The following is a 21,019-nucleotide window of genomic DNA, read 5'->3' as shown; positions in this document are numbered from 1 at the left end:
TTGCATTCAAGGGACAACAGTCTGCATAGACAAACGGCAGGGGCCCGAGCCGGAAGCGGCCGCAGGTCTATGTCTCAGTATCGACCAGCGCCGGAAAAAGAACAGTTTATTGCCCACATTCAGTATCGGAAGGCGCGACCAAAACCGCGCCCCCTGCCCAAGGCTTACTCGCCCTGACGTGGTGCGTCGAGTTCGAAGGCAGTGTGCAGCGCGCGCACGGCCAGCTCCAGGTACTTCTCTTCGATCACTACCGAGACCTTGATTTCGGACGTCGAGATCATCTGGATGTTGATGCTCTCCTTGGCCAGCGCTTCAAACATGCGACTGGCCACACCGGCGTGGGAACGCATGCCGACACCGACGATGGAAACCTTGGCGATTTTGGTGTCGCCAATGACTTCACGGGCGCCGATTTCGTTGGCCGTGTTCTGCAGAACCTGCAGCGCCGCCTGGTAATCATTGCGGTGTACGGTGAAGGTGAAATCGGTGGTGTTATCGTGCGAGACGTTCTGCACGATCATGTCGACTTCGATGTTCGCGCCGCTGATCGGGCCGAGAATCTTGAACGCAACGCCCGGGGTGTCTGGCACGCCACGGATGGTCAGCTTGGCTTCGTCGCGGTTGAAGGCGATGCCCGAAATGATCGGCTGTTCCATGGATTCCTCTTCATCAATGGTAATGAGGGTGCCTGGACCCTCCTTGAAGCTGTGCAGTACGCGCAGCGGGACGTTGTACTTGCCGGCGAATTCGACCGCGCGGATCTGCAGGACCTTGGAGCCCAAGCTAGCCATTTCCAGCATTTCTTCGAAGGTGATCTTGTCCAGACGCTGGGCCTGCGAGACAACACGCGGATCCGTCGTATAAACGCCATCGACGTCGGTGTAGATCTGGCACTCATCGGCTTTCAACGCTGCAGCGAGCGCCACGCCGGTGGTGTCGGAACCGCCACGACCCAGGGTCGTGATGTTGCCGTCTTCGTCGACGCCCTGGAAACCGGCGACCACAACCACACGACCGGCCTTCAGGTCAGCGCGAATTTTCTGATCGTCGATCTGTAGGATACGCGCCTTGTTATGGGCGCTGTCGGTCAGGATGCGGACCTGATTACCGGTGTACGAAACAGCCGGCACGCCACGCTTGATCAGCGCCATGGCCAGCAGAGCGATGGTGACCTGCTCGCCGGTGGAAACGATGACGTCCAGCTCGCGTGGCACCGGCTGATCGCTGATCTGCCGGGCGAGTTCGATCAGGCGATTGGTTTCGCCGCTCATGGCCGACAGCACGACCACCAGATCATCGCCCGCATCGCGGAATTTCTTGACCTTGTCGGCCACCTGTTCGATGCGCTCGACCGAGCCCACCGAGGTGCCGCCAAACTTTTGTACGATTAAAGCCATCTCAAAGCCGCCTCAGCCCATGAAGGGCGCCCGTTATCATTCAAACCGCGAAGCGCCGGAGCCCGAACGACGGGCCCCGGGTGGGTCGACTTAAATACCTTGTTCGGCGAACGGAACAGCCAGTGCCAGCGCTGCTTCGAGTCCGGCAGCATCAACACCACCGCCTTGCGCCATGTCAGGACGACCGCCGCCTTTACCGCCTACAGCGGCAGCCGCTTGCTTCATCAAATCACCGGCTTTGAGTTGGCCAGTCAGGTCTTTGGTGACGCCTGCCACCAGCACGACCTTGTCTTCATGCACCCCGCCGAGCAGGATCACTGCGCGGCCGAGCTTGTTCTTCAGTTGATCAACCAGGGCCAGCAGCGCCTTGCCATCCTGACCGTCGAGACGGGCAGCGAGGACCTTGACACCGTTGACGTCCACTGCCGAGCCCGACAGGTCGTCGCCCGCAGCACTGGCCGCCTTGGCCTGCAGTTGTTCCAGCTGCTTTTCCAGCAGACGGTTGCGTTCCAGCACCGCCGACAGCTTGTCCAGAACGTTGTCGCGATTGCCTTTGACCAGGTTCGCGGCTTCCTTCAGTTGTTCTTCAGCAGCGTTCAGGTATTCCAGCGCCACAGCGCCGGTCACCGCTTCGATACGGCGCACGCCGGCGGCCACACCGCTTTCGCTGATGATCTTGAACAGCGCGATGTCGCCGGTGCGGTTGGCGTGAATGCCGCCGCACAGCTCCACCGAGAAACCGCCGCCCATGCTCAGCACGCGAACGCTGTCGCCGTACTTCTCGCCAAACAGCGCCATGGCGCCCTTCTGCTTGGCGGTCTCAATGTCGGTCTCTTCAGTCTCGACGGCCGTGTTCTTGCGCACTTCGGCGTTGACGATGTCTTCAAGCGCCTTGAGCTGCTCGGGCTTGATGGCTTCGAAGTGGCTGAAGTCGAAACGCAGGCGCTGACTGTCGACCAGCGAGCCTTTCTGCTGAACGTGTTCGCCCAGCACCTGACGCAACGCGGCGTGGAGCAAGTGCGTGGCGGAGTGGTTCAGCGATGTCGCCTGACGAACTTCGGCGGCGACGTCGGTGCTGACGGTGGTCCCCACTTTCAGGCTGCCCGACACTTGAACACCGTGATGCAGGAACGCGCCGCCGGTCTTGGTGGTGTCGCTCACGTCGAAGCGCACTTCGCCGCCGGCAGTCAGGTAACCGCTGTCACCGATCTGGCCGCCGGATTCAGCGTAGAACGGGGTCTGGTCGAGGATGACCACGCCGTCCTCGCCTTCGCTCAATTGCTCGACCGCGATGCCGTCTTTGTACAGGGCGACGACCTTGGCCTCGCCTGCAGTGGCTTTATAGCCGGTGAACTGCGTGGCCACATCGACCTTCACCAGGCTGTTGTAGTCCATGCCGAAGGAGCTGGCGGAGCGCGCTCGTTCACGCTGGGCATCCATCTCACGCTCGAAACCCGCCTCGTCGAGGGTCAGGTTGCGTTCGCGAGCGATGTCGCCGGTCAGGTCCATCGGGAAACCGTAGGTGTCGTAGAGCTTGAACACCACGTCGCCAGGGACGATGGTGCCCTTGAGCTCGGCGAGATCCTGTTCGAGGATCTTCAAGCCTTGCTCCAGGGTCTTGGCGAACTGCTCTTCTTCAGCCTTCAGCACGCGCTCGATGTGAGCCTGCTGGTTTTTCAGTTCGGGGAAGGCTTCGCCCATTTCGGCGACCAGTGCAGCCACGATCTGATAGAAGAAGCTGCCCTTGGCACCCAGCTTGTTGCCGTGACGGCAGGCGCGACGGATGATGCGGCGCAGCACGTAGCCACGGCCTTCGTTGGACGGCAGCACGCCGTCGGCAATCAGGAAGCCGCACGAACGAATGTGGTCGGCGACGACTTTCAGGGACGCCTGATTGTCGTTGCTGCAGCCGATGGCTTTGGCAGCGGCGGCCAACAGGCTCTGGAACAGGTCGATCTCATAGTTGGAATTGACGTGTTGCAGCACGGCGCTGACGCGCTCGAGGCCCATGCCGGTGTCCACCGACGGCGCTGGCAGCGGGTGCAGAACGCCGTCGGCCGTGCGGTTGAACTGCATGAATACGTTGTTCCAGATCTCGATGTAACGGTCGCCGTCTTCTTCCGGCGAACCCGGCGGCCCACCCCAGATGTCGGCGCCGTGGTCGTAGAAGATCTCGGTGCAAGGACCGCACGGGCCGGTGTCGCCCATGGTCCAGAAATTGTCGGAGGCGTATGGCGCGCCCTTATTGTCACCGATGCGAACCATGCGCTCGGCCGGCACGCCGATCTCTTGGGTCCAGATGTCGTAGGCTTCGTCGTCCGAGGCGTAAACGGTGACCCAGAGTTTTTCCTTGGGCAGGTTCAGCACGCCGGTGAGGAAGGTCCAGGCGTAGGTGATTGCGTCGCGCTTGAAATAGTCGCCGAAGCTGAAGTTGCCCAGCATTTCGAAAAAGGTGTGGTGACGCGCGGTGTAGCCGACGTTTTCCAGGTCGTTGTGCTTGCCACCGGCACGCACGCACTTCTGGCTGCTGACGGCGCGGGTGTAGGCCCGTTTTTCCTGGCCGAGGAAGCAATCCTTGAACTGGTTCATGCCTGCGTTGGTAAACAGCAGGGTCGGGTCGTTGCCCGGGATCAGGGAGCTGGAGGCGACTCGGGTGTGGCCTTGCTCTTCGAAGAAGCGAAGGAAGGCTTCACGGATTTCTGCGCTTTTCATAGGTTCTTCCACGGAAACTGCGGCCTGGCACATGCATAGCGTCATTCGACGCAGCGACGGCAAAGGGCCGCATTATATAGGCGTTGTACGCTCGGTACAGCGTGTTATTCGATAGAAACCGGCAATCGGGCTGATCACACGATCAGCGAACGCCAAATTCGGCAAAGGCCGCCACCACCTTGTCCAGATGCGCAGACGTCACATCCAGATGGGTGACCATGCGCAACCGCGGCGCAGCACTGAGCACGATACCGCGCTCGGCACATAAGGCCTTGAGCGCCGGGGCACGATCGCCGATGTGCACGTAGACCATGTTGGTCTGTACCGGCTCGACGTCAAAACCGAGGTCCGCGAGGGCCTTGCCGAGGGCGGTGGCATTGGCGTGATCGTCGGCCAGCCGCTCGACCTGATGCTCCAGCGCGTATAAACCCGCCGCTGCCAGCATCCCGGCCTGACGCATGCCGCCGCCGACCATCTTGCGCAGGCGCCGCGCCTTGGCGATGAACTCGCTTGAGCCGCACAGCACCGAGCCGACCGGCGCGCCGAGCCCTTTGGACAGGCACACCGACACCGAATCGAAATGCCGGGTGATTTCCCCCACGTCCACGCCCAGCTTGACGGAAGCGTTGTACAGGCGCGCGCCGTCGAGGTGCAGGCTCAGGCCTTTTTCGCGGGTGAATGCCCGGGCCGCCGAGAGGTACTCCATTGGCAGGACCTTGCCCTGCATGGTGTTTTCCAGGGCCAGCAAGCGGGTGCGGGCGAAATGGAAGTCGTCGGCCTTGATGGCGGCGGCCACCTGATCCAGGTCCAGCGATCCGTCCGTCTGGTTGTCCAGGGGCTGAGGCTGAATCGAGCCGAGCACCGCCGCCCCGCCGCCTTCGTATTTGTAGGTGTGCGCCTGCTGTCCGACGATGTATTCGTCGCCGCGCTCGCAGTGGGCCATCAGGCCGAGCAGGTTGCTCATGGTGCCGGTCGGCACGAACAGCGCGGCGGCATAACCCAGACGTTCCGCCAGCCACGACTCCAGGCGATTGACCGTCGGGTCTTCGCCATACACGTCATCGCCAAGGGGCGCGCTGGCCATGGCGTCGCGCATGCCGGCAGAGGGTTGGGTCACGGTGTCACTGCGCAGATCGATAACCGCCACGATGAAGCTCCCACTGGTAAGGGTCGAGCCTCAGTTCTGAGGCCGGGGCATCGATAATCAAGGCTTGAGGCAGGAATGCCAAGACGCCTTATAAGAAAAGCTGATGAAAACCATCAAAAAGGCTCCAAGCGGATCGCGGGAATCTATGTTACAAACTGCACGCCGACGGAAAAAACCGTTGGCAACGTTCTCAGGGCGGGGTGCAATTCCCCACCGGCGGTAATGGCGCGCAATGCGTCTAGCCCGCGAGCGCTTGCAGCGAGCTTATGCGCGATGCAAGGTCAGCAGACCCGGTGTGATCCCGGGGCCGACGGTCATAGTCCGGATGAAGAGAGAACGGGACTGGCACAGCAGGATCGTTTCGAGACGGGTTCAGGCGCTTGGCGTCGAGGACGGTTTCGCACGTACCCTGGCATCCCATTCGATCCAAAACGCCCTGTTTTTTTTATTAAACAGGAGTCAGAACACATGCAACCTACCGCCATTCACGCTCACGAGCGCATCGCCTTCATTCAAGCCTGCTGGCACAAGGAAATCGTCGATCAGGCGCGCAAGGGCTTTGTCGCCGAGATGGCGCAACACGGTTACGCCGAGACCGACATCGATTTCTTCGAAGTCGGCGGCGCGTTTGAAATCCCGCTTCACGCCAAGTTGCTGGCCAAGTCAGGTCGCTATGGCGGCGTCGTGGCGGCTGGTCTGGTGGTCGACGGCGGTATCTATCGCCATGAGTTCGTCGCGCAATCGGTGATCAGTGCGCTGATGCAGGTTCAGCTGGAAACCGAAGTGCCGGTGTTCTCGGTCGTGCTGACCCCGCACCACTTCCACGCCGGTGAAGAGCACCAGAAGTTCTTTTTCGATCACTTCGTGCACAAGGGCCAGGAAGCGGCCAAGACCTGCGCGGACACACTGACTAAATTGCGTGCGGTGCGTCGGGTGGGTGAGGTGCAGAAAGCGGCGGGTTGATCAAACCGACGGCAGTTCATCCGCTGCACATCGAGCGGGTGTAACTGCCCCTGTGGGAGTGAGCTTGCTCACGAAGACGGCATTCCAGCCGCTAGATATTTAGCGAATGTACCGGCCCCTTCGCGAGCAAGCTCGGCTCCCACAGGTCCCCATCAGCGGGAAAATTACTGATGCCCTGCCTGACCCAACCAAAGCCGTCACAAGCAAGCGCGCTCCTGCAACCATTGAGCGAGGGCGGTTTGAACAGGTCGTGTCAGACCAACGCCTCTTCCGTCGCCGGCACGATCAGAATCCCCGCTCGCAGCCCGTTTTTGACGTTCGGGTTGGGGAAAATGATCCGGGCGCCCTCCTCTTCTATCACCCAGCGTGAATCAGCCAGGTCTTCGGCCAGCACGTAGCCTTTTTCCAGCTCCGAGAAGTTCTCGATGTCCGCCGGCAAGTGCAGCTGGAAGGCGTCGCTGTGCTTGATGATCTCCCGGGCCACGCTGAACAGCTGCAAGCCGTTCAGATCCGCAGGCTCATCGGCTTCGGTGCCGGCGATCAGATGTTCGAGGCAGGTTTTCAGTTTGTCGAGATTGACCTGCTGGTTCTGCCCGAACGGGCGCGCCTTGCCCAGCTCCAGGGTGAAGGCTTCGGCGTCGAGCTTGTCGTAGGTGTAGGCGCTGAACACGATCGATGACTTGTTCTGCAGCAGCACCGCTTCCATGCCGGCCGTCCGCAGCCGGGCGAGTTCGCGGCGGGAATGGGCGCGACCTTCCTTCCCCGGGTACAGCGCGAACTGCTCGATCTTCGAACCGCGAATCGCCGTGTGCAGGTCGTAGTGCAGGCGGTAGCGGTCCGGAATGTTGAAGAAGCTGGCGGCCAGACGCTCGAGTTCGCAGGCGCGCAAGGCTTCGCTGCCGCCGCTGTGCTCGTGACGGCCGTTGAACAACCGATTGACGTCCTGCTCGACGTAGCGCTCGCCGCGACGCATCGCTTCGGGATTGCCGAACAGGAACAGAATACGCGCGCGGGGCTTGAGTTCGCCCCGGGCGATGGCCTGAATCAGCGCGTCGAGCAGTTCGATCGGCGCGGTTTCATTGCCGTGGATGCCGGCGGACAACAGCAGGTCGGTGCCATTGTCCCGCGCTTCGGGAGGCCGGACTTCCAGTGCCCCTTCAGCGAGCCAGCGCATGCGAACGCCGTCGACGGTCAGCTGAGTTTTTTCCGCGGGTTCGCGACCCGCGAGGGTCAGTTCAAGCAGTTTGCCGAGGGCGAGCATGGGGAGCTTCCTGCGCAGGCTTAGTCGTGGGTGCAGTCGGGACCGTGCACGTGGCCTTCTTCGTCGTCGCCGCTCATGTCAGCCGGTTCCATTTCCAGCTGCAGGCTGACCAGGTTGGTCGCCAATGGACGCAGCAGCAGGTTGGCGTATTCGGCATCACCTTCTTCGACGTCCACGCCGATCAGCAACTGGCCACGGCCATCCTGTTGAATCCAGACCTCTTTGCCCTGCCAGATAACGGCAAGACGGGTGCAGGACGTTTCCAGCTGAGTGCCGTCGGTGTCTTCAAGGATCAAACGCAGCGCGTCGGTCATGGCAAAACTCTCTCTTTAAAAGCAAAAACATCGTCGCCTGACTCCGCTTGGGCGCAGGCGTAACGGATGGGGTGCATCAGTTGATCTGGAAAGGATAAACCGCGCCCAGTTTCAGGTGCTGCGTCAGCTCGTCCAGCGCCGTACGGCATTCAATCAGCAGTTGGGGATCGGCCAGATCACTGTCGCTCATGCGGTCGCGATAGTGCTTGTCGACCCACTGCGTCAGCGTGTCGTACAGCGGCGCGGTCATGATAACGCCTGGATTGACCGCCGCCAGTTCGGTTTCATTCAGCGCCACGCGAAGACGCAGGCACGCCGGGCCGCCGCCGTTCTGCATGCTCTGCTTGAGGTCGAACACCTTGACCTCGCGGATCGGGCTGTCGTCCACCAGCAGGCGCTGCAAGTAATGCCACACGCGCTCGTTGCTGCGGCACTCTTCCGGCACGATCAGCAGCATCGAACCGTCGGCGCGGGACAGCAACTGGCTGTTGAACAGGTACGAACGCACCGCGTCTTCCACGGCCACTTCACTGCGCGGCACGCAGATGGCCTGGAAGCGACCGCCGCGTTGACCGAGCTTGTTGTGCAGTTCGGCGAGCATGGGCTCGGTGTTGAGGAAGGCGTCCTCGTGATAGAACAGGACTTCACCGTTACCGACCGAGATCACGTCGTTGTGGAACACGCCCTGATCAATCACCGCCGGGTTCTGCTGGGCGAAGACCACGCCCTCGGCGCTCAGGCCATGCAGACGCGCAACGGCCTGGGACGCTTCGAGGGTCTGACGGGCCGGGTATTTCTGCGGTGCAGGGAACCGGCTGTCGAACGCGGCGCGGCCGAAGACGAAAAATTCGACGCCGGGCTCTCCGTAGCTGCGACAAAAGCGCGTGTGATTGGCCGCACCTTCGTCGCCGAACTGGGCGACGGCAGGCAGCGCCGCGTGGTGGGCGAAATGCTGCTGATCAGCGAACATCGCGCCGAGGACACGGCTGGTGGTCGGGTGCTCGATGCTGCGGTGGTATTTGCAGTTGAGGTTGGCGGCGGTGAAATGCACGCGGCCGTCAGCGGTGTCGGCGCTCGGGCTGACCGTGGCGGCATTGGCCACCCACATGCTCGACGCTGAGCAACTGGCGGCCAGCAGCGGCATCGACTCTTTGGCGGCGCGCTCGATCACCTGTGCGTCGCTGCCGCTGAAGCCCAGCTTGCGCAGACCGGCCACGTCGGGACGTTCCTGGGGGGCCAGTACGCCCTGGGTGAACCCCATCTCCATCAGCGCTTTCATTTTGGCCAGCCCCTGCAAAGCGGCCTCGCGCGGGTTGGAGGATTGCTGGCAGTTGTTCTGGGACGCAACGTTGCCGTAGGACAGCCCACCGTAGTTGTGGGTCGGGCCCACTAGACCGTCAAAGTTGACTTCACAGGATTTCATCGGTGAGGCTCCGTGGATCTGTTTTTATGTGCACGTTCTTCGACGTGCGCTGCGCTATCAAGGAGCGCGCTCAATTCAGGGTAATGCCGGGCGTCAGGCTGGCAGGCAGTGCCAGGGTTTCCGTCTCCAGCGAGGCCACCGGGTACGCGCAATAATCCGCCGCGTAATAAGCGCTGGCGCGATGGTTACCGGAGGCGCCGACACCGCCGAACGGTGCGGTACTGGCCGCGCCGGTCAGCTGCTTGTTCCAGTTCACGATACCCGCGCGGCTCTGCAGCCAGAACTGTTGATAGCGCGCCTGGGAGTCCGACAACAGCCCCGCCGCCAGCCCGTACTGCGTGGCGTTGGCCTCTTCGATCGCTGCGTCGAAATCAGCGTAGCGAATGACCTGCAACAGTGGCCCGAACAGCTCCTCATCGGCACGATCCGCCACGTCACTGACGTCGATGATGCCCGGCGTCAGCAGCGCCGATTGCGCAGCGGGCTGGGTCATTTCAAGCAAGGCCACTGCGCCATTGGCGAGCATCACTTCCTGGGCATCAAGCAGCGCACGGGCAGCGGCAAGGGAAATCACCGAACCCATAAACGGCGCAGGTTGTTGATCGAACGCGCCGACCTGAAGGGTCGATGTCACCTCAACCAGCCGCGCCAGGAATGCATCGCCCCACGCCCCTTGGGGCACCAGCAGACGTCGGGCGCAGGTGCAGCGCTGGCCGGCGGAAATAAAGGCCGACTGAATCACGGTGTAGACCGCGGCATCGACATCGGCGACCTGATCGACCACCAGCGGGTTGTTCCCACCCATCTCCAGGGCAAGAATCTTGTCCGGACGGCCGGCGAACTGTTGATGCAGCGAATTGCCAGTGCGGCTCGAACCGGTGAAGAACAACCCGTCGATGCCTGAATGCCCGGCCAGCGCGATACCGGTGTCACGGGCACCTTGCAGCAGATTGAGCACGCCCGCAGGCAGACCGGCTTCGATCCAGCATTGCACGGTCAGCTCGGCGACTTTGGGGGTCAGCTCGCTGGGCTTGAACACCACGGTGTTGCCCGCCAGCAACGCCGGGACGATGTGCCCGTTAGGCAAGTGCCCCGGGAAGTTGTAAGGCCCGAACACCGCCACCACGCCGTGGGGCTTGTGTCGCAGCACAGCGGTGGCGTCGCCTAGGGGGCCGCTCTTCTCGCCCGTCCGCTCGCGGTAGCTCTGAATCGAGATCGCGACTTTGTTAGCCATGCTGGTCACTTCAGTCGCCGATTCCCACAGCGGCTTGCCGGTTTCCTCACCGATGCAACGGGCGATTTCATCGGCGCGGCTCTTCAGCGCAGCAGCGAAGGCTTCGAGCACGGCGATGCGCTCGTCCAGGTTGCGCGTCGCCCAGGCCGGAAACGCCTGACGAGACGATTTCACTGCCGCGTCGACCTGTTCAGCCGTTGCGCTTTTGCCGGACCAGATCACCTGCTGGGTCACCGGGTTCAGGGAATTGAATGCGTCGCCCTGGCCGTCCTGCCAGGCACCGCCGATATACAAGGTGTTCATCAAATACCCTCCCGGGCAGGCGACAGCGGCACGGCGCGAACCTGATCACCGGCGCTGAGGCGCAAGCGCTTGGCCGTCTGCGGGTCGACCACCAGGGTGCCGGCGGCGAAACGCGCAGGCGCAGCGGTCACGCGGCAGTCTTCGCGCTTGCGGTTATGAATAAGGAATGGCGTCGCATCGTCACCCGGCGTCCCGACCGCCAGCACCAGGGCCTGGCTGTCACGGACTGCGCGGATCTTGCTGGTCTCACACTCGATAGCGGGGCCGGCGTCGAAGATGTCGACGTAACCCTGATAGCTGAAGCCTTCGGCCTTGAGCATGGTCAGCGCCGGTTCGGTGCTGACGTGTACGCGGCCGATGACCTCGCGCGCGGCCTCCGAGAGGAAGCAGCTGTACAGCGGAAACTTCGGCATCAGCTCGGCAATGAAGGCGCGGTTACCGACACCGGTAAGGTAGTCGGCCTGACTGAATTCCATTTTGAAGAAGTGCCGGCCCAGGCTTTCCCAGAACGGCGAGTGTCCCTGCTCGTCGGAGATGCCGCGCATTTCCGCGATGGTCTTGGTGCCGAACAGCTCCGGGAATTCAGCGATGAACAGCATCCGCGCCTTGGACAGCAACCGGCCGTTGAGGCCATTGCGGTAATCGGCGTGGAGAAACAGCGAGCACAGCTCGGAGTTGCCGGTGAGGTCGTTGGCCAGGAACAGCGTCGGGATCTCACGGTAGATGTTCAGCTCTTGGGAAGCGCTGACTGTCAGGCCCACCCGGTAGTTGTACCAGGGCTCGCGCAGCCCCACAGCGCCGGCAACGGCAGAAATGCCCACGACTTTTTCGTCGTCATCTTCGAGCACGAACAGGTAGTCGGCGTCGCCCCGCCCGGCCTCGCCACGGAAGGTTTTCTCGGCCCAGCCGACCCGGTGCGCCAGACGCTCTTCATTGGCCGGCAAGGTGGTCAGGCCTGCGCCGGTGCTGCGCGCCAGCTCGATCAACGCCGGAAGGTCACTGCTGCGTACGGGACGAACGATCATGCTTTCTCCTCAAGCCGTGGGTTCTGCAACCCCCGGCGAACTCGCTAACCTGCTTTACGGCGTCGGCCTGCCACTGCAGCACCGGTCGCCGTCAACTCATCTCAACCCAACATGACCCGGTTGTCAGACCGCGACGATACGCACACTGGCGCCTTCGCCGACGCCCAGCGCTTCGGCCGCGGCCAGGCTCAGGGCCACCGGTTTGCCAGGCACCCAGTCCAGTTCCAGCATCACCGCGCGGTAATCCTGCAGCTGGCCATTGGAAACCAGATAAGGTCGGCCACCCTTGACCGCATCACCGGTGCTGACCGTGTCGACCTTGACCGGCACGACGCGGCTCTGGGCGATGGAGCGAATGCCGGACACCCGCGCGTGGAGGGTCGGCCCGCCGTCGAAGATGTCGATGTAATGGTCGGTCTCGAAGCCTTCGCGCATCAGGATATCGAAGGTGATCTGCGCACGCGGATGGACCTGGCCCATGGCTTCCTGCGCTTCATCGGGCAGCAGCGGCACGTAGATCGGGTAATGGGGCATCAGCTCGGCGAGGAAGGTCCGGCTTTTCAGCCCGCACAGGCGCTCGGCTTCGGCGTAGTTGATGTCGAAGAAGTTGCGCCCGATGGCGTCCCAGAACGGCGAGTCGCCGTGGTCGTCGCTGTAACCGACGATCTCGGTGACCACTGAATCGGCGAAGCGCTCCGGGTGGCTGGCGACGAACAGCAAACGGCCGCGGGAGTTAAGCTCGGACCACAGCGTGCCAACCAGCTCAGGCAGCACGTAGAAGCTGGTCAGCAGGCTGTTGCCCGTGAGGTCGTGGCACTGCGAAAGCACGTGAATCTTGTTGTGGATCTTCAGTTCGCGGGAGGCGTGGACGAAGGTTTCGTTGCGAAAGCTGTAGAACGGCTCGGAATAGCCCGCCGAAGCGACGATCCCGGAACAGCCCACCAGACGGCCTGCTTCTGTGTCTTCGAGGACAAAGAAGTAGGTTTCTTCGCCATTGAAACTGACTTCCGCCGAGAACGAGGCTTCGGACGCGGCAATCTTGTCACCCAGACGTCCAGCGTCATCCGGCAGGGACGTGACACCAATCGGGCTGTCTGCCGCGAGTCGTTGAACCTCGCTCAGATCCGCCATTTGCGCGGGGCGCATCACCAGCATGGTGTCACTCCTTGAGAAAAAATCGGGCCGGTCGACCGGCACAGGAAAAAACAAAAGGTGAAGCGGCGCTCAACCTCGTGGGAGCGAGCTTGCTCGCGAATGCGTCGTGTCTGATCCAAGTGTTTCGCTGACACACCGTTATCGCGAGCAAGCTCACTCCTACAGAAGTTATGCGTCCATCAGCGAAGGGCGTTACGCCCCGGCCCCAGCTTAGCCACCGCCCGTTCAAAACGGTTCAAGCCTTCGTCGATGTCGGCGTCTTCGACCACCAGACTCGGCGCGAAACGCACCACATCGGGACCGGCCTGGAGCACCATCACGCCTTCCTGCTCGGCGGCGTTGAAGAAGTCCTTGGCCTTGCCCTTCCAGGCCTCGGTCAACACGCAGCCGATCAACAGGCCCATGCCGCGCACCTGGCTGAACACGCCGTACTGCTGACCGATCTTCTCCAGACGGGCCTTGAACCGTTCATGCTTGGCCTTCACGCCGGCCAGCACTTGCGGGGTGTTGATCACGTCGATGACCGCCTCGCCCACCGCGCACGCCAGCGGGTTGCCGCCGTAGGTGGTGCCGTGAACGCCAACGGCCAGGTGCTTGGCGAGTTTTTCGGTGGTCAGCATGGCCGCCATCGGAAAGCCGCCGCCAATGCTTTTCGCGCTGGAGAGGATGTCCGGCGTCACGCCGTAATGCATGTAGGCAAACAGGTGACCGCTGCGGCCCATGCCGCTCTGGACTTCGTCGAAGACCAGCAGCGCGTTGTGGTCGTCACACAACTTGCGCGCGCCTTGCAGGTAGTCGAGTTCGGCAGGCAGTACGCCGCCCTCGCCCTGGATCGGCTCCAGCACCACCGCGCAGGTCTTGTCCGAGACGGCGGCTTTCAGCGCGTCGAGGTCATTGAACGGGACGTGGGTAATGCCAGTGATTTTCGGGCCGAAGCCGTCGGAGTATTTCGGCTGACCGCCGACGCTCACGGTGAACAGGGTGCGACCGTGGAAGCTGTTCAGGGCTGCGACGATTTCGTACTTGTCCGGGCCATACAGATCGTGGGAAACGCGGCGGGCCAGCTTGAACGCAGCTTCGTTGGCTTCAGCGCCGGAGTTACAGAAGAAGACGCGGTCGGCGAAAGTGGCGTCGACCAGCTTTTTGGCGAAGCGCAGCGCCGGTTCGTTGGTGAAGACGTTGGAAACGTGCCACAGCTTGTTGGCCTGTTCGGTCAGCGCGCCGACCAGCGCAGGGTGCGCATGGCCCAGCACGTTGACCGCGATGCCGCCGGAGAAATCAATCAGTTCACGACCCGACTGATCCCAGACGCGAGAGCCCTGACCGCGCACGGGGATAAACGCTGCCGGGGCATAGTTGGGAACCATCACCTGGTCGAAATCGGCACGTTGCACCGGTACTTGCTCAACGGACATCGGAGTCTCCTGAAGAGGAACGCCTGCCTGGGACAGGCGAGCGATGGAAGGATTGTAAGGACTGATTCGGGCCGGGCCTTGCCGCCAAGCGACAACTTCTTATAGCGCCAAACCGGCTTTTTACGGGGTTTTCGGCAATGCGACAAATTGCGTCACAAAGGCGCAGTTTAACCGGTGGCGTGCGCCTGGAGCAGTGCTGATTCGAAACCGGCCAAGCTGAATATTCAGCCGCGCTCGGCGGGCACCGAGGACAATTCGAACGGGCTGCTGCTGCGGCGCTGGTTGCGGTCTTCGCGGGGGGTGGCGCCGAAGAAGTTGCGGTAGGCGCTGGAGAAATGCGGCCCTGAGGAGAACCCGCAGGACAGGCCGATCTGAATGATCGATTTGCTGGTCTGCATCAGCATCTGTCGGGCCTTGTTCAGGCGCAGTTCGAGGTAGTACTGGCTCGGCACGCGATTGAGGTACTGCTTGAAGATGCGCTCCAACTGACGGCGCGACACGCACACGTGCTGGGCGATTTCGTCGGTGGTCAGCGGTTCTTCGATGTTGGCTTCCATTAACAGCACGGCCTGGGTCAGCTTCGGGTGGCTGGAACCGAGACGGTTTTGCAATGGAATCCGCTGCCGCTCGCCGCCTTCACGGATGCGCTCCACCACCAGTTCTTCCGACACCGCACCGGCCAGCTCGGCGCCGTGATCACGGGCCAGCACCGCCAGCAGCAGATCCAGCACCGACATTCCGCCGCAGGCGGTCAGGCGATCACGATCCCAGTCGAACAAATGACTGGTGGCAATGACCTTTGGGAAGCGCTCGGCGAAATCATCCTGCCAGCGCCAGTGCACCGCTGCACGGTAACCGTCGAGCAGACCCAACTGCGCCAGCGGGTACACGCCCGCCGACAATCCACCGATCACGCAACCGGCACGAACCAGTTGTTTGAGCGCGCCACCGAGGGCCGAAGACATCGGCGCCGGCGGCTCGTCGGCCAGCAGAAACAGCTTCTGAAACCCTTCCAGACGACCGACCCATGGCTCGCCCGGCAGCTGCCAACCGGCAGCGTCAACGGGCGGCTCGGCCTGCAGAAACGACAGTTCGTAAACCACTTCGGGGTGAACGCGCTGAGCAACACGCAGGGCTTCCTCTGCCAGCGCCAGGGTCAAGGCTTTGGTGCCGGGCCAGATGAGAAATCCGATTCGATGGGCAGTCATGGCGTGCAGTCCGAAACGTGTCGCTAAAAGGGGTCGCACGCCTGGCATGCGATGGGATTCTGTAACCTGCAGTCAATGGCTGCGGTCTGGATGACGCGCAGCATGAACCGTTCTGATGCAAAACGCACCGCTCTCACGTGGCGGGCGGGTTACTTCAAACTGCCGGACAGGAACTGCTGCAGACGCTCGGATTTCGGATTGACCAGCACTTCACGGGGGTTGCCGGACTCTTCGACCAGGCCCTTGTGCAGGAAGATCAGCTGGTTCGACACTTCACGGGCGAAGCCCATTTCGTGGGTCACCACCACCATGGTTCGGCCTTCCTGAGCCAGCGCCTGCATGACTTTCAGCACGTCGCCGACCAGCTCGGGGTCGAGGGCGGACGTTGGCTCGTCAAACAGCATGACTTCCGGTTCCACGGCCAGCGCCCGGGCAATCGCCACGCGCTGCTGTTCGCCGCCGGACATGTGCCCCGGGTAAGCGTCCTTGCGGTGATAGACACCGACCTTGTTCAGGTAATGTTCTGCCTTTTCCAGCGCTTCTTTCTTCGGCACGCCCAGGACGTGCACGGGTGCCTCGATGATGTTTTCCATCGCGGTCATGTGCGACCACAGGTTGAAGTGCTGAAACACCATCGACAGGCGCGAACGCATGCGCTGCAGCTGTTTGGGGTCCGCCGCCTTCAAGCCGCCGGCCTTGTTGGAGACGAGCTTGAGCTCTTCGTTGTTGAGCAGGATGCGGCCGGATTTTGGCTGCTCCAGCAAGTTAATGCAGCGCAGAAAGGTGCTTTTACCCGAGCCGCTGGAGCCGATGATGCTGATGACATCGCCGGCTCTGGCGGTCAGCGAAACGCCTTTGAGCACTTCGTGACTGCCATAGCACTTGTGCAGGTCCTGGACTTCCAGTTTGTTCATGATGTCGGTTCTCACAAGTAATCAGTCACTGAGCAGGCGGCCGCTGCGCAACGGCGTGCGGCCGGCCACTTTGGCCATCCAGAAACCCGGCTGGGCGTAACGCAGTTTTTCGATGGCGAACAGCACCCCGGCCGTACCGGCACAGACGGTGGTGGCGCGATCGGTCAACGGGTCAATGACCTCGAACAGCGGTTCGCCGGGTTCAACCCAGGCTCCCGCCGGACGTAAAAACGTCAGCACGCCGGGATGGGGCGCATAAATCATTTCGGTGCCTTCGAAGGGCATGCCCTCGCAAGCCTCATGGACCGGTTGCGGCCACTCGCCACTGATCAGGCCCTGCTCGGCGAGAAACGCCAGAATGCCTTCGGCGTAAGCCTCGGCTTCGGCCTTGCCGGTGTTGGCCTGACCGCCCAGTTCGAGGGTGGTCGCCAGGCAGGCCAGCGGAATCTGCGCGTCCGGGAAGTGCTTGGACAAACGCAGCCACGGCAGCGAACAGGCTTCGTCGAACGAGCTGCCGCCGGAATCTTCGGCCAGCAGCGCAACGGTCACCCCCAAATGCGCCGACAGCGAACGCCATAGGGGCCAGTGCTGGGGCAAGGCGTACATGTGCAGCGAGGCGTCGGTGTCGCAATGCAGGTCCAGCACCACGTCGGCGCTGCAGGCATGACTGAGCAAAACGCGCTGCATGCCGGCCAGCTCGCTGCCGGCAGGCGGCAATTGCTCGAGCACGTCGGCCATGGCCTGACGAATCAGCTTGATGTTGGCGTGGGGGTCGTCGCCGAGCTTGCCCGCCAGCGCCAAGGCAACTGGCTCGCTGAGTTCGGTGAAATCGCGGTTGAAGTTCTTGCCGCTGCCGTACTCGAAACGGCCCTGATGGTTGCCCTGCAGCAACTGGCCCAGACCGATCGGGTTGGCGACCGGCACCAGCTCGATGACGCCTTTGAGCAGGCCCTGCTCTTCCAGCTGTGTCAGGCGTTTCTTCAACTCCCAGGCGGTGCGCATGCCCGGCAACTCATCGGCGTGCAGGCTGGCCTGAATGTAGGCCTTGCGCTCGCCCTGCCCGAATCGGAACACACTCAAGGTGCGCTGGGTGCCGAGGTTGCCCCACGGCAAATCGTGATCGATGCGCTGCATATCAGTGCTTCCTCGGGGCGAGGTAACTGAGCCAGCGGCGCTCGGCCAGCTTGAACAGTTTCACCAGAATGAACGTCAGGCACAGGTAGAAAACGCCTGCGGTGATGTAGGCCTCGAACGGCAGGTAGAACTGGGCGTTGACCGCGCGCGCCGCACCGGTGATGTCCATCAACGTGACGATGGACGCCAGACTGGTGGTCTGCAGCATCATGATCACTTCGTTGCTGTACTGCGGCAGCGCCCGGCGCAGGGCCGACGGCAGCAGAATGCGGCGGTACATCTTGGCTTTGGACATGCCCATCGCCCGCGCCGCCTCGATCTCGCCCGGCGGCGTGGACTTCAGGCTGCCGGCGATGATTTCAGCGGTGTAGGCGCTGGTGTTGATGGCGAAGGCCAGGCACGCGCAGAAGGTAGCGCTCGACAGCCACGGCCACAGAATGCTTTCACGCACCGCTTCGAACTGCGCCAGCCCGTAGTAGATGAGGAACAACTGCACCAGCATCGGCGTGCCGCGAATGACGTAGGTGTAGCTCCACGCCAGCAGATTGACCCAAGCGATTTTCGATACGCGCATCAGGCCCAGCGGCAGTGCGGCGAGCAGGCCGAAGAACAGTGACAGCGCGAGCAGTTTGAGGGTGATCAGCAGGCCGCCAAAGTACAGCGGCAGGCTTTCCCAGACGACGTTGTAATCGAAAATCATAGGTCTGCCACCCTTACGCCGGCCGAGTAACGTTTTTCGATGTAGCGCAGTACCAGCAGCGAGACGCTGGTGATCACCAGGTACATGGCCGCGACTGCGAGAAAGAAAGTGAAGGGTTCGCGGGTGGCATCGGCCGCCTGCTTGGCCTTGAACATCATGTCCTGCAGACCGACCACGGAAATCAGCGCGGTGGCCTTGGTCAGCACCAGCCAGTTATTGGTGAACCCGGGGATCGCCAGGCGAATCATCTGCGGCACCAGAATGCGGAAGAACACCCGGCCACTGCTCATGCCGTAGGCCATGCCCGCTTCGGCCTGCCCTTTCGGGATGGCCATGAACGCGCCGCGGAAGGTCTCCGACAGGTACGCGCCAAAAATGAAACCCAGCGTGCCGATGCCGGCCACCAGCGGGTTCAGGTCGATATAGTCGTCGTGACCGAGCAGCGGCGCGATGCGGTTGAGCAGGTCCTGACCGCCGTAGAAAATCAGCAGAATCAGCACCAGATCGGGAATGCCGCGGATCACGGTGGAATACAGATCGCCCAGCCATGCCAGCCAGCGCACCGGCGACAGCCGCAATGCCACGCCGATCAGGCCGAGCACGATCGCCAGCGCCATGGAGCACAGAGCGAGCTGCAAGGTCAGCCATGCACCGTCGAGGATGACGGCTCCGTAACCTTTCAACATGTTGTTTGGCCCTCAAGCGCGGGATAGAAAAATGGCGCAATCAGTCGGTACGGTGACCGGCTGCTTGCGCCATTGACGGCTTCAAACCACGTTACTTGCCGTAGATGTCGAAGTCGAAGTACTTGTCTTGAATGGCTTTGTATTTGCCGTTGGCACGAATGGCCGCGATGGCTGCGTTGAGCTTGTCCAGATCAGCCTTGTCGCCTTTGCGCACGGCAATGCCGACGCCGTCGCCGAAGTAGTTGACGTCGGTGAAGGCCGGGCCGACGAACGCGTAGCCTTTGCCGGATTCGGTGTTCAGGAAGCCGTCCTGCAGGAGGGTGGCGTCGGCCACGGTGCCATCGAGACGACCGGCGCCGATGTCCAGATAGACTTCGTTCTGCGAGCTGTACGGCTTGATTTCAGCACCCAGCGGGGCCAGGACTTCGCGGGCGAAACGCTCGTGGATCGAGCCACGCTGCACGCCGATGTTCTTGCCCTTGAGTTCGGTCATGCCATCGCTGACGACGGTGCCCTGCTTCATGACCAGGCGGGCCGGGGTGTTGTAGTACTTGTTGGTGAAGTCGACGGACTTCTTGCGGTCTTCGGTGATGGACATAGAGGACAGGATGGCGTCGATCTTGCGCACTTTCAGCGCAGGGATCAGGCCGTCGAATTCCTGCTCGACCCATACGCACTTGACCTTCATCTCTTCGCACAGGGCGTTGCCGATGTCGTAGTCGAAGCCGACGATGCTGCCGTCCGGTGCCTTGGAGGCAAACGGAGGGTATGCCGCTTCGATGCCGATCTTCATGGGCTTTTCATCGGCGAATACGGGCTGTGCCAATACGGTCAGTGCCAGCGCACCCAGCAGCATGAGCTTTTTCATTTCTTGGAACTCCATCGGTATAACGCGACAAATGGCAGTGAGCGAGGCGCTCAATGAACAGGAGGAATCAGAAATTGCGACGCGAGGTGCCGGCAGGTCTCTGGACCCGACTAGCCTTCGGCGAGTGGTCGGCATTTTAGCGGCAGGCTGAAAGTCGATATTTCTTCAATGCGACAACTAGTTACAGAAGCGCATGAAATCGTATTCAGGCTAATTGACATCCAAAAAGCTTTATGCAAGTGCCAGAGTTGGCAAACCTATCAACGAAGCAAATAACGCGCCCATTATTGGCAAAGCCTTATGATCCGGCAAGTCCAGCGTGGGAGCGGGTTGATTCGGGGCGATGAAATGCTTTGTTTTCGGGTAGAAATGCCTCACGGCGGGGCGGGAGGTTACCGGGGCGGATGTGCGGTAACAAATCGATATTTCCCGATTCTCGGCGGCGCCTGAAGGTTTGAGATCAATAGCGTCTGCCTAGGGGCAGACTGTTTCGCCTTCGGCGAGTTACTTTTAAAAAGCACTAAAAGTAACCAAAAGTGCCTGCTCCTGGTTTGGCCCTCCTTCGTCGGGTTCCCTCACTCCAACGACGCTCCGTGGGCCCGCGCCGAACGGACATCCATGTCCTGACGGCGCTCTCGCCGCATCCATGCGGCTCGACCCACTCCGCGTCGTCTGCGTTCAGCCTGCACCCAAGTCGCGATTGGCGGTGTTAGAACCTTTTGCGTATGAAGATCAAAAGCAGATCAAGAACAGATAGAGGGCGGATCGAGGGCAGATGAGTCGCCATGGACTTGTGGGAGTGAGCTTGCTCACGAAGGGGTTGGTACATCCATCGAATATCTGGTGTTTGGAATACAGCATTCGCGAGCAAGCTCGCTCCCACAGGGAGGGGGTGCGATCAGCAAAATTGTTGGCGCCTAGACTGGCCTCTTCCCGGCTAAAGCCGGTCCCACTAACAGACCGCGCGCACCTGTAGAACCGGCCTCAGCCGGAAAACTGTTACTGTTGATCTTCTCCACGATAGCCCAGACACCGCCAATCGCGACTTGGGTGCAGGCTGAACGGAGGTCTCGCGGAGTGGGCCGAGCGGCATGGATGCCGCGAGAGCCGCCCCCCGCCATGGATGGCGGATGGCGGCGGGCCCACGGAGCGAGACCGGA

At 61.8% G+C, this 21,019-nt stretch carries 17 protein-coding genes and 1 riboswitch; of the genes, 1 reads left to right on the top strand and 16 read right to left on the bottom strand.

Features of this window, described 5'->3' with window-relative positions; all coding sequences use genetic code 11:
- Positions 1–164 precede the first annotated feature (164 nt).
- The 3 genes from SLW74_RS14140 to ltaE form a co-directional block, all read right to left on the bottom strand.
- Complete coding sequence (locus SLW74_RS14140; RefSeq protein ID WP_065986190.1) at positions 165–1,397, bottom strand: aspartate kinase; 1,233 nt, start codon at positions 1,395–1,397, stop codon at positions 165–167.
- Positions 1,398–1,487: 90 nt separating this feature from the next.
- A complete protein-coding gene (gene alaS / locus SLW74_RS14135) occupies positions 1,488–4,109 on the bottom strand; it encodes an alanine--tRNA ligase (protein ID WP_410929266.1) in 2,622 nt (873 codons plus the stop codon).
- Between the two features lie 142 nt (positions 4,110–4,251).
- The gene (gene ltaE, locus SLW74_RS14130; protein ID WP_410929265.1) at positions 4,252–5,256 is read right to left on the bottom strand and encodes a low-specificity L-threonine aldolase; all 1,005 of its coding nucleotides are present in this window, start codon (positions 5,254–5,256) and stop codon (positions 4,252–4,254) included.
- A gap of 182 nt (positions 5,257–5,438) precedes the next feature.
- Positions 5,439–5,598: riboswitch (FMN riboswitch) on the top strand.
- Between the two features lie 126 nt (positions 5,599–5,724).
- Here ltaE and SLW74_RS14125 point away from each other — a divergent pair.
- A complete protein-coding gene (locus SLW74_RS14125; RefSeq protein WP_065986193.1) occupies positions 5,725–6,219 on the top strand; it encodes a 6,7-dimethyl-8-ribityllumazine synthase in 495 nt (164 codons plus the stop codon).
- A gap of 253 nt (positions 6,220–6,472) precedes the next feature.
- Here SLW74_RS14125 and astE read toward each other — a convergent pair whose 3' ends face one another.
- The 13 genes from astE to SLW74_RS14060 all read right to left on the bottom strand — a co-directional run bounded on the left by astE (position 6,473) and on the right by SLW74_RS14060 (position 19,859).
- Entirely contained in the window at positions 6,473–7,480 is a 1,008-nt protein-coding gene (gene astE / locus SLW74_RS14120; RefSeq protein ID WP_410929264.1) for a succinylglutamate desuccinylase, read from the bottom strand.
- A 20-nt stretch (positions 7,481–7,500) separates the two neighbouring features.
- Positions 7,501–7,794 (bottom strand): topoisomerase II, encoded by a 294-nt coding sequence (locus tag SLW74_RS14115; RefSeq protein ID WP_065986195.1) that lies wholly within the window; start codon positions 7,792–7,794, stop codon positions 7,501–7,503.
- A gap of 76 nt (positions 7,795–7,870) precedes the next feature.
- A complete protein-coding gene (astB, locus tag SLW74_RS14110) occupies positions 7,871–9,217 on the bottom strand; it encodes an N-succinylarginine dihydrolase (protein WP_410929263.1) in 1,347 nt (448 codons plus the stop codon).
- A 70-nt stretch (positions 9,218–9,287) separates the two neighbouring features.
- Positions 9,288–10,757 (bottom strand): succinylglutamate-semialdehyde dehydrogenase, encoded by a 1,470-nt coding sequence (gene astD / locus SLW74_RS14105; protein ID WP_410929262.1) that lies wholly within the window; start codon positions 10,755–10,757, stop codon positions 9,288–9,290.
- Positions 10,754–11,779, bottom strand: coding sequence for an arginine N-succinyltransferase (gene astA / locus SLW74_RS14100; RefSeq protein WP_410929261.1), 1,026 nt, complete (start codon positions 11,777–11,779; stop codon positions 10,754–10,756). Before astA ends, astD begins: the two co-directional genes overlap by 4 nt.
- A 123-nt stretch (positions 11,780–11,902) precedes the next feature.
- Positions 11,903–12,934, bottom strand: a complete 1,032-nt coding sequence (gene aruF, locus SLW74_RS14095; RefSeq protein WP_065986199.1) for an arginine/ornithine succinyltransferase subunit alpha — start codon at positions 12,932–12,934, stop codon at positions 11,903–11,905.
- Between the two features lie 179 nt (positions 12,935–13,113).
- Positions 13,114–14,349 carry an aspartate aminotransferase family protein gene (locus tag SLW74_RS14090; RefSeq protein WP_410929260.1) on the bottom strand — a complete coding sequence of 412 codons (1,236 nt, stop codon included), beginning with the start codon at positions 14,347–14,349 and terminating at the stop codon, positions 13,114–13,116.
- 224 nt (positions 14,350–14,573) lie between these two features.
- A complete protein-coding gene (gene argR / locus SLW74_RS14085; protein ID WP_192135432.1) occupies positions 14,574–15,557 on the bottom strand; it encodes a transcriptional regulator ArgR in 984 nt (327 codons plus the stop codon).
- A gap of 149 nt (positions 15,558–15,706) precedes the next feature.
- Positions 15,707–16,471 (bottom strand): ABC transporter ATP-binding protein, encoded by a 765-nt coding sequence (locus SLW74_RS14080; protein ID WP_065986202.1) that lies wholly within the window; start codon positions 16,469–16,471, stop codon positions 15,707–15,709.
- A gap of 21 nt (positions 16,472–16,492) precedes the next feature.
- Positions 16,493–17,605 (bottom strand): succinylglutamate desuccinylase/aspartoacylase family protein, encoded by a 1,113-nt coding sequence (locus SLW74_RS14075; protein ID WP_410929259.1) that lies wholly within the window; start codon positions 17,603–17,605, stop codon positions 16,493–16,495.
- A gap of 1 nt (position 17,606) precedes the next feature.
- Positions 17,607–18,305: an ABC transporter permease gene (locus SLW74_RS14070; RefSeq protein ID WP_122537547.1), complete on the bottom strand. Its 699-nt coding sequence runs from the start codon at positions 18,303–18,305 to the stop codon at positions 17,607–17,609.
- Complete coding sequence (locus SLW74_RS14065; RefSeq protein WP_065986205.1) at positions 18,302–18,991, bottom strand: ABC transporter permease; 690 nt, start codon at positions 18,989–18,991, stop codon at positions 18,302–18,304. Before SLW74_RS14065 ends, SLW74_RS14070 begins: the two co-directional genes overlap by 4 nt.
- Positions 18,992–19,082: 91 nt before the next feature.
- Positions 19,083–19,859, bottom strand: a complete 777-nt coding sequence (locus SLW74_RS14060) for an ABC transporter substrate-binding protein (RefSeq protein ID WP_065986206.1) — start codon at positions 19,857–19,859, stop codon at positions 19,083–19,085.
- Positions 19,860–21,019: the final 1,160 nt, after the last annotated feature.

It is taken from the genome of Pseudomonas sp. W5-36 (assembly GCF_046540455.1).
Classification (GTDB): domain Bacteria; phylum Pseudomonadota; class Gammaproteobacteria; order Pseudomonadales; family Pseudomonadaceae; genus Aquipseudomonas; species Aquipseudomonas graminis_B.
Note: the sequence above shows the minus strand (reverse complement) of the source record. Positions and strands in the feature narration are given on the sequence as shown.